The following is a 9,744-nucleotide window of genomic DNA, read 5'->3' as shown; positions in this document are numbered from 1 at the left end:
ATTTCCAAATTGCTTTCTTAAGAGGTATCTTTTTTTCAAAAAAATAATTGGTAAACTTATCTAATCTCAAATTTACTAGCACAACAGGTTATATTAAGTTTTATCTAAAGGATATTCTTTATTGTGTAGTATAAAGCATAATATAAAAAATCACGTGTGATACAGCATGATGAACACTCATGTTATATTTGAACCCAATTCTCTCATATACTTTAATTGCCCTTTGGTTGAATGAAGCAACAGTAAGTCTATAGTAACTTGTATTAAATTTCTGATTAGCAAAAGACATACCATCCGCCAAAAACTTACTGCCAAACCCATTTCCGCATAATGTTGGGTTTAATCCAAGTCCGATGTCTAAAAAAGTTTCGTCCATATATACATCCTGCTCTAAAGTTGGTATTTGTGCGGATTTTCCAATACAAATGTAACCTAAAATTTTATTATCATTATCGAAAGCCGCATAATATTCACCATTCATAAACTCTTTTAATTCTTCACTGCTCCCATCAAAGCCATAGCAAGAATATATATCTGGATACGTCCATTGTGATATTTCAAATGCAGATTCTTTTGTCATTAAAGTAAACAAGTCTTTTCATCCCCTCAAAAGCAATGTTACCACTTCACAATGAGGAGTCCTTGGAAACTGGTCCATGCATTTTGCCTTCTCTATCTTATATCCTCTTTCAATAAATATCTCCAAATCCCTTACTAAAGTAATAGGATTACAAGATACATATACGAATGTTTCTGGATTAAAGTCTATGATTTTATTTATAGCCTTTGGATGGATTCCATCCCTTGGTGGATCTATAACTATTAAATCTGGTCTCTCTTTTAAATCATCTACAGCTTTTAACACATCGCCTGCTATAAACTCCACATTATTAAGATTATTTAGCTTTGCATTTTCACGAGCCTTTTCTACTGCCTCTTCTACTATTTCAATACCTATTACCTTCTTCGCCACTGGTGCCATTATCTGAGCAATGGTTCCAGTACCTGAATACAAATCAAATACTACCTTATCATCTATATCTCCTGCAAATTCCCTTGCCATGGAGTATAGTTTCTCAGCACCAAAGGTATTTGTCTGGAAGAAAGAAAATGGTGATATCTTAAATTTCAATCCTAGCATTTCTTCAACAATATAATCTTTACCATATAATAACTCAAGTTTATCTGCCTTTACAATATCCGATAAGCTATCATTAGTTGTATGAAGTATCCCTGTTATTTTTCCCATAAGAGAAAGACTGTTTAAACTATTAACAAATTCCTCTTCATCTAATTCTCCCTGACTAGATGTCACTAAGTTCACAAGTATCTCTCCAGTAGATAGAGCTTTCCTAACTACTAAATGTCTTAGGAAACCTGTATGAGATCTTTTATTATAATAAGTAATGCTTAATTCTTGAAAGTAATTAAGTACTGCAGCAAGTATTGTAGTAAAATCTTTATCTACAATATTGCAATTCCCTACATTAACCACTTCATAAAATCTTCCCTTACGATGAAGTCCTAAGGATAGCGGCCCATCCTTTTTTTCATCTCCAAAGGTATATTCCATTTTATTTCTATATCCATTTACTACAGGACTTTTTTCTATACCTAAAAAATTTATATCTAATCCTTCTTGTTCAAATAAGGTCTTTATTTGTTTTTCTTTCAGTTTCAGTTCATTCTCATAGGACAAGGATTGATAAGTGCATCCGCCGCAAAATCCAAAATGAGGACAAGATATTTCAGTTTCAATTGGAGACTTTTCAAGTACATCTAATAACTTAGCTTCAATATAACCTTTTCTCTTTCTACTAACTTTAGCACGTACTCTTTGTCCCTCTATTCCACCTTTAAACTTAACATTATGTTCTTCAAATACAGCCCTACCTTTATTAGGAAAACCTACTTCTTTTATCTCAAATTCAATTAAATCATTTTTTCTAGCCATATTACACCTCCAAAAAATATGACAGGAAGACAAATGAAAGGTCCCCCTGCCTGATACAATACTTTATCTTATTTATTATTAATAAAATAATTATACGAAAAACTCATGATATTTACAAGTATAAAGGAAGAATGAAAAAACTATCTCATTACCAGAATTTCTCTAAAATCTTCTTTATAGTAATATCATTCCTTACATTTTTAAATCCTAACCATTCATTGGGAAATAAAACCTTATATTTACTTGTTCCATATCTATCATCTATAAGTAAAATAGCTCCTCTATCTTCTGAAGACCGTATTACTCTTCCCGCAGCCTGTAAAACCTTATTCATGCCAGGATATACGTAAGCATATTCATATCCTTCACCTAAATCATGTGTAAAATAATCTTTGATTATATTTCTTTCGAAACAAATCTGTGGCAAACCCACACCTACTACTACGGCTCCAATAAGCTTTTCACCTGTTAAATCTATACCTTCTGAAAAAATTCCCCCCATTACTGCAAAGGCAATAATGTTATTCTCCCTTTCAAAACTTAATAAAAACTCTTCCCTCTCTATTTCAGACATATTGCCCTCTTGGATGATTATATTTAAGTCTTGATTTCTATCTATCATCATATTATATACATTAGTCATATAGGCATATGAAGGGAAAAATACAAAGTAGTTACCTTCTTTAGCAAAAACAAAGGATTCTATGTACCTAACAATATCTATATAAGTCCTTTCCCTATCCTTATACCTCGTAGAAATATTGTTGCCAACCATAAGACATAAATTTTCCCTTGGAAAAGGAGAACCAAGTTTTATATTGTAATCTCCCTTTTTACCTCCAAGTAAATCCATATGATACTTTAAAGGAGTTAAAGTAGCTGAAAAAAATATGGAAGCTCTGCCTCTATCTAAAGCCTCTCTTAGTAAATAAGATGAGTCAACACAATATAGCTTTAATATTAAATCTTTAGATACTTCCTTAACATAGGTCACATAATGATTATCATAAAACTCCGAAATTCTATTAAAAGTTAATAAGTTAAAATAAAGTTCTAAAACCTTATCATATTCTTCATGATTCTTTTCCTCTACAAGCCAAGGTTCTAAAACTGTCATAAGCTTTTTAATAGGATAATATAGATCACTTATCTCCTCTTTTTGATAGTATTCCCCTTCTACTTCTAAATCTCTCTTTAATTTATTCAATATACTATTTATTTTATTTAAACTCTTGTAAATAGGAGGATATGCTTCTTTAAAAATATCCCTTAATTCCAGAAAACTGCCTTTCCTTATTTCAGATGAAAACATTTCCCTAGACCTATCTACCAGGTTGTGAGCCTCATCTATTAAAAACACATAATTTTCAAAGGGATTTTCAAAAAATCTTTTTAAATATACTTGAGGATCAAAAACATAATTATAATCACATATAATCACATCTGCCCAAAGGCTAACATCTAGGACAAATTCAAATGGACAGACATTATGCTTTTGAGCATATGAAATAGCCACATCCCTAGTAATCAAATCTTCATTCTCAAAAATATCCATTATAGCTGCATTAACTCTATTATAATGTCCCTTTGCAAAGGTACAATCTCTAGGATTACATTTAACCTCATCATTTAAACAAATCTTATCTTTTGCTGTAATTACAATAGACTTAGCTCTCAATCCTTTTTCTGTCATCATCTCCATAGATGTTATAGGAACTTCTCTAGTTATAGTCTTGGCAGTAAGATAGAATATCTTTGAAGTAATTTCTTCTCCAATAGATTTAATAGATGGAAATAATGTAGACATGGTCTTGCCAATTCCTGTAGGTGCTTGAGCAAATAAATTCTTCCCTTCTTCTATAGTTCTATAGGCAGCTACTGCCAGTTCTCTTTGACCTTTTCTATAGCTGCTAAATGGAAAAGATAATTCCCTTATGGATTTATTCCTAGTTTCTCCCCAATAAAAAGTAATACTCGCCCATTCAATATATTTATCCGTTAGAAAAAAGAAAAACTCTTTCAATTCTTCTCTGGTATATTTTCTTTTAAATATCTTCTTTTCCTCTGATTCTATATGAAAATATGTAAGTTGAATATGTATATAATCTAAATCATTATGCACCGAATAAATATATCCATAACATTTAGCCTGAGCCCAATGAAGTTCATTATAATCTTCATCTATATCTTCTAAATCCTTAGTAGTACTTTTTATTTCGTCAATGATTATCTCATCAGAAAGTGTAAGTATACCATCAGCACGGCCTTGTAATTCTATAATAAAATCATCATAATATACATCATGTTTCAATGTTACCTCTGGTTTATACTCATAACCATAGGATTTCTGCACCTTCTGATGAGCTTTAGTCCCTTCTAACGCCCTTGACATAGACATAAAACTATTGTCTATATCTCCTGAACGAAGGACAAATTCAACTAAATTTCTAACGGATACTTTAATTATATTGCTCATATTATCTTCCTTTTTTATTATTTGAAATCATTATAATATTTATTATATCAAAAGACACTCCACAAAGGAGTGCCTTTTACATTATTCCCTTTCTTCTATTAAAACATTTTCATAATTTATTATACCTAAAGGACTGATTCTCGCACCAACTATATTTTTCTTTGAAGCTAATGCTGTTCTAGGATGATAAATAGGAACTAATGGACAATCATCTATTAAAATATTTTGTATCTCCTTATATATTTCCATTTTCTTATTAGGATTAATTATTTCCTTCGCTCTATTCATAAGTTCTAAAACCTCAGGATTATTATATCTTGTAGTGTTAGTTTGATTATTGTAATTAAACAAAGGCTGTAGATAATTATCTGGTTCTCCTGTATCAGCTATCCATCTACCTATAAATATATGGCATTTTGCAATATTATTTGCCTTTAAATAATCTTTATTAGGAACTTTACTAATTTCTAGATTAATCCCTAGTCCTTTTAAATCTTCGATTATATATTGACTAATTCTATAAAATACAGCGGTTTCTGGTTCATCCCTTATAACTATTTTTAGAGGACTTCCTGATTTATATAATCCTTCCTTATTTAGAATATCCTTGGCCATAGAAGGATTGTAGGAAACTCCTTGCAAATAAATATTATCAACGATTCTAGGAGGTATAGGTCCCTTAGCTTCTTCTCCTAAGTCACCTAATATATTACTAATTATTCTCTTTTTGTTAACTCCCATATTTAAAGCTCGTCTTGCTTCTTTACTCTTTGCAAATATAGAATTTCCCTCTAGATTAAATCCAAGATAATAAGTTCCCATTACATCATTTAAACTTATATTTATATTTGATAGTTTCTTTATTCTTTCAAGATCTTCTTTATTATTGAAAGTAGCAAAATCATATTTACCTTCAATAAATCTTTGAGCTATATCTTCATTTTTATAATTAACAATTATTTTATCTAAATAAGGAGCACCTCCATAATACCCTTCAAATGCTTTAAGGACACAGTATTCATCAGTTGTTTCATCTAAAATATATGGACCGCATCCTATGATTTGTCCCTTTTCTAAATCTTCCTTAGCTAAAATACTGGTACTAAATTGACCTAAATTCAATAAAAATCCACTATAAGGACTAACTAATTTAATAGCAAGCCTATATCTATCAAGTACTTTAATTCCCACTATCTCCTTTGCCCTTCCATTTACATAATCCTTCGCCCCTTCAATATGCTCTAGGAACCAGGTATTAGCAGATTGAAGCCTTGGAGACATCATCATCTCATAAGAATACTTAATATCTTCTGCACTTATTTCCCTACCATTATGAAACTTTGCTCCCCTTCTTATACTAAATACCCAAGTAACTCCATCATCCTCTACATACCAACTCTTAGCTACTCCAGGGGAAATCTCACCAGTATCTCCAATATAGAGAAGAGCTCCATGAACATTAAATAAAATTTGAGCACTATCTTGATCCTTTGACAGCTGAGGGTTAAACTCCAAGGGCTTAGAATTTAGAGATATGTTTAAAATTGTTTCCTCTAATTTACCTGTTTCAATATTCTCTAACAATTTATCTGATATGATCCTTAAATCCTTAGACACTCCTGATAACATATCTAAAGATGTTTTTGCATATTTAGTATTTAAAGAGGCAATATCTACAAGGGATGTTACTTTATTTGAATTATTAGTCATATCAGAAGTTAAATCAATCACATTCTCCAAACTTTCTGTTTGCTTAGCTATGGCCTCATTTATTTCTTCAGTAACATTTGATGTATTGTTAATTGCACCTATTATCTCATTGAAAACCACCATAGTATTATTAGCAATATCCATTCCTTCTTTTATCTTAGTCATACTATCATTCATTGCCTTTATAGTATTAGAAACTTCATTATTAATCTCTTTAATAACTTCAGCTATTTGGCTTGTTGAATTAGCACTATTTTCAGCAAGTTTTTTTACCTCATTAGCTACAACAGCAAATCCACGACCAGCATCTCCTGCTCTTGCAGCTTCTATTGATGCATTTAATGCAAGTAAATTTGTATTATAGGAAATATTATTTATTACTTTTAACATCTCATTAATGCGCTCTGATTTTTGGTTTAAATCATTTACTACATTCTTAGCATAAATTACAGATTCTTCTATTTCTTTCATAGCATTAATAGAATTGTTCACGGCATCATTACCAGTATGAGCAATATTTAATGTATCTGCTGCAATTTGTTTAGAATTCTCAGTACTAGCATAAACCTCCTCTGCCAATGCTGAATAATTTCCTATTTCATTTATAACATTATGAATGGAACACATCTGAACTTCTACATGATCTGCCAAATCATATGTAATTTGTATTAAATTATCTGTTGCAAAGGCTGTTTCATCAATTTTCATAGCAAGCCTTTCTACTATATGTTTTTGATTCTTCTTTAAAATTCCCGTATCCTTAGATAATTCTTCTATTTCTATCTTACAATTGTTTTCTTCGAATACTGGCATCTCTTGCTTTTGACTTTTCCTTATAAATTTAAACATCTCTTCCCTCCCCATTAAAACTAAGAACATAAATTATTACATAATGTTATATTCTACAAAAGTTTTCAAAATCCTTCTTTTTAGATAAATTTTACAAGAATAGACATCTAAGTTATAGATGTCTATTCTTGGTCCTAGTCAAAAGATCTAATACTTGAATTTAGCAATATTTTCTTGCATCTCTTCTGCCATTTTTGATAATGCTTCACTTGCACTTGAAATTTCCTCCATAGAAGCATTTTGTTCTTCTACAGATGCTGATGATTCTTCTGTTCCAGCAGCATTTTCTTGTGATATGGCAGATAGATTTTGCATTACTCCTATGATTTCTTCCTTCTTTTTCTCCATTTCCACTCCTGACTTAATAATGGATTCTATTGCTTTTTGTACATTTTCAACTGCCGAGGCAATTCCATAGAATTTATCGTTGGTCAATTCTACACTTTGGTTTTGAGATTGTAAAATGTCTTTAACTTCTTCCATAGTAGTAACTGCATATTCAGTTTTACTTGCTAAGTCTTCTATTACTTCAGTTATATCCTCTGTAAAAGAATTAGATTCCTCTGCTAATTTTCTTATTTCTTCTGCAACAACAGCAAATCCACGACCAGCTTCTCCTGCTCTTGCCGCTTCTATAGCAGCATTAAGAGCTAATAGATTAGTTTGTTCTGCAATATTTCCTATCATCTTGCTGGCATTTTTTATTCTATCCGCACTTTCATTTGTATTTCCAATAATCTTATATATTTCTGCAGCAGATTTGTTATTTTTATTATTTCTTTCAACAAGTTCTTTTATAATTTCAATACCTTCATCTTTTAATTTATTAACTTCATTTGCAGCCTTATTTAGATTAACTGCATTCTCCTGATTTTTTTCTATCTCTTTTCCTAATTTGTCTACTTCTATTGCTCCTATTTCTGTATCCTTTGCTTGCTCACTGGCAGCTCTTGCTATTTCATCAATTGCCCTCGATATTTCTTCAGATGCTGAAGCCGATTGTTGAGCAGTAGCAGTTAATTCTTCTGATGAAGCAGCCAATTGATTAGAAATATCAGCAATATTTCTAATTAGACCTACAAAACTTCTCTGCATAGTATCCAATGCTCTAGAAATACGCCCTATTTCATCTTTTCTATTTAAATATTTCATTTTATTGCTGTTTTCTTCAATAGTTAAATCAAATTTTGATAATCTTTCAATAATATAAGATAAATTTATAATTGGTGTTGCTATGGTATTAGTAATTATTAAGATAAACACTATTAAAATTAATATCCCTACAATAGCTGCAATAATAGCCTTAACTATAGATTCTCTTATTTCTTGGAATATCTCACTACGTGGTACGATAGAGATAAAAGACCATTTAGTATTAGTTTCATTTATGTTTAGAGGAACTATAGTGAAATATTGTTTTTCTCCATCCTCCGAAACTTTCTCTATTGTATCTTGTCCCCCTTCTTCTACAACTTTTTGGACTTTTTCATCAGGAAATAGTTCAAATGCATTCTTACCAAGCATTTCACTGTCTTTATGTCCTAAAATTAAACCTTTTCCTGTAATAAATTGAATATACCCGCTGTCATATAAGCTTATACCAGATATAACCTCCTGTAATCTATCTAATGAAATATCCACTCCTGTAACCCCTACTACCTTATCATTATAAATAATAGGCATTGTAACGGAAACCAATATAACTTCTTTTCCATGTAAATTATATACTACTGGATCTAATACTGCTGGCTCCTTAGAATTCTTTGAAGTCTGATACCATAATCCACTTTCATCTAGATTATCATAAGTACTACCGCAGGTATCAAGAGATATAGTACCATCTGCCCTATTCCAATATGGAACAAAACGGCCTGTTGCATCATTTCCTACTGTATTTGCATATTCACTATCCTTACCATCCAAGGCATTTGGTTCCCAAACTGTCCATCCTCCTATTAAATTAGGATTGTTCTCTATCATATTTCTCATAACTTCATTCATTGTAGCCCTGTCCACATTTCCACTTTGTTTCATGCCTTCAAATGTCCTTGCTAGTGAATAACTGACTATTAGCGCATTATTTATCTCACTTTGCGCTAATTCTACATATGTTTCAGTCTTTGCTATTACATAATTTATGGAGTGTTTTTTCTGCATACCATAGGAATTTGATGTAATTACGCCAATAACTGATGCAAATATTATTAATACCACTAATAAAATACTCACCAACATTTTAAATTTAATAGACTTCATTTCTCTTCTCCTTTCTTTTAATAAGCATTCATTATAAACTGTTAATCATTTGCCAATATTTACCAAAACGTTGTATTTACAATGTTTCATTGGTAAATTATAGTTAATTTTAACATATATCGACTTAATTCGCCATATATTTACATCTGTTTTTGAAAAAATCCTTCATTTTTGAAATAAATGAAGGATTTTTTTATAACCATTTTTTATTAACTTGTTTTACATTATAGTCCCTATTACTTACTTTGCAATAAGGACATTTTTTAACTCCCAATTTCTTATCTTTTATAAATATAACAGGTTTTGAGCAATAAGGACACCAGAGTTCTTTTGGTTTTAGCTTGACTCCTGCTGGAATATTTGTATCAGGGGTTGTATTATGTATATTTATTATACTAAACATATCTTCTTGTTTATCCATTTTATCACCTAATTATATAATATTAATAGCGTTAATCATAATTCATAACGCTTGAAATCACTGTATCTTACACAGTGA

General features: G+C 30.7%; 6 protein-coding genes. All 6 read right to left on the bottom strand.

Going from position 1 to position 9,744, the window contains the following annotated elements; genetic code table 11:
* Positions 1-118: 118 nt before the first annotated feature.
* Positions 119-592 (bottom strand): GNAT family N-acetyltransferase, encoded by a 474-nt coding sequence (locus tag ABWP20_RS17655; protein WP_353097636.1) that lies wholly within the window; start codon positions 590-592, stop codon positions 119-121.
* Positions 593-598: 6 nt separating this feature from the next.
* Entirely contained in the window at positions 599-1,954 is a 1,356-nt protein-coding gene (gene rlmD / locus ABWP20_RS17650; RefSeq protein ID WP_353097635.1) for a 23S rRNA (uracil(1939)-C(5))-methyltransferase RlmD, read from the bottom strand.
* A 148-nt stretch (positions 1,955-2,102) separates the two neighbouring features.
* Positions 2,103-4,430, bottom strand: coding sequence for an ATP-dependent DNA helicase (locus ABWP20_RS17645; RefSeq protein WP_353097634.1), 2,328 nt, complete (start codon positions 4,428-4,430; stop codon positions 2,103-2,105).
* An 81-nt stretch (positions 4,431-4,511) separates the two neighbouring features.
* Positions 4,512-6,989 (bottom strand): ABC transporter substrate-binding protein, encoded by a 2,478-nt coding sequence (locus ABWP20_RS17640; protein ID WP_353097633.1) that lies wholly within the window; start codon positions 6,987-6,989, stop codon positions 4,512-4,514.
* A gap of 147 nt (positions 6,990-7,136) precedes the next feature.
* Positions 7,137-9,245: a methyl-accepting chemotaxis protein gene (locus tag ABWP20_RS17635; protein ID WP_353097632.1), complete on the bottom strand. Its 2,109-nt coding sequence runs from the start codon at positions 9,243-9,245 to the stop codon at positions 7,137-7,139.
* 193 nt (positions 9,246-9,438) lie between these two features.
* Complete coding sequence (locus ABWP20_RS17630) at positions 9,439-9,666, bottom strand: hypothetical protein (protein WP_353097630.1); 228 nt, start codon at positions 9,664-9,666, stop codon at positions 9,439-9,441.
* Positions 9,667-9,744 lie beyond the last annotated feature (78 nt).

It is taken from the genome of Tissierella praeacuta, assembly GCF_040396155.1.
GTDB lineage: Bacteria > Bacillota > Clostridia > Tissierellales > Tissierellaceae > Tissierella > Tissierella praeacuta_A.
This window is presented reverse-complemented; position numbering and strand designations above follow the sequence as displayed.

Coding starts and splice junctions, on each gene's coding strand:
- ABWP20_RS17640 (WP_353097633.1), bottom strand. CDS start 6,989: ATGTTTAAATTTATAAGGAAAAGTCAAAAGCAAGAGATGCCAGTATTC.
- rlmD (WP_353097635.1), bottom strand. CDS start 1,954: ATGGCTAGAAAAAATGATTTAATTGAATTTGAGATAAAAGAAGTAGGT.
- ABWP20_RS17630 (WP_353097630.1), bottom strand. CDS start 9,666: ATGGATAAACAAGAAGATATGTTTAGTATAATAAATATACATAATACA.
- ABWP20_RS17635 (WP_353097632.1), bottom strand. CDS start 9,245: ATGAAGTCTATTAAATTTAAAATGTTGGTGAGTATTTTATTAGTGGTA.
- ABWP20_RS17645 (WP_353097634.1), bottom strand. CDS start 4,430: ATGAGCAATATAATTAAAGTATCCGTTAGAAATTTAGTTGAATTTGTC.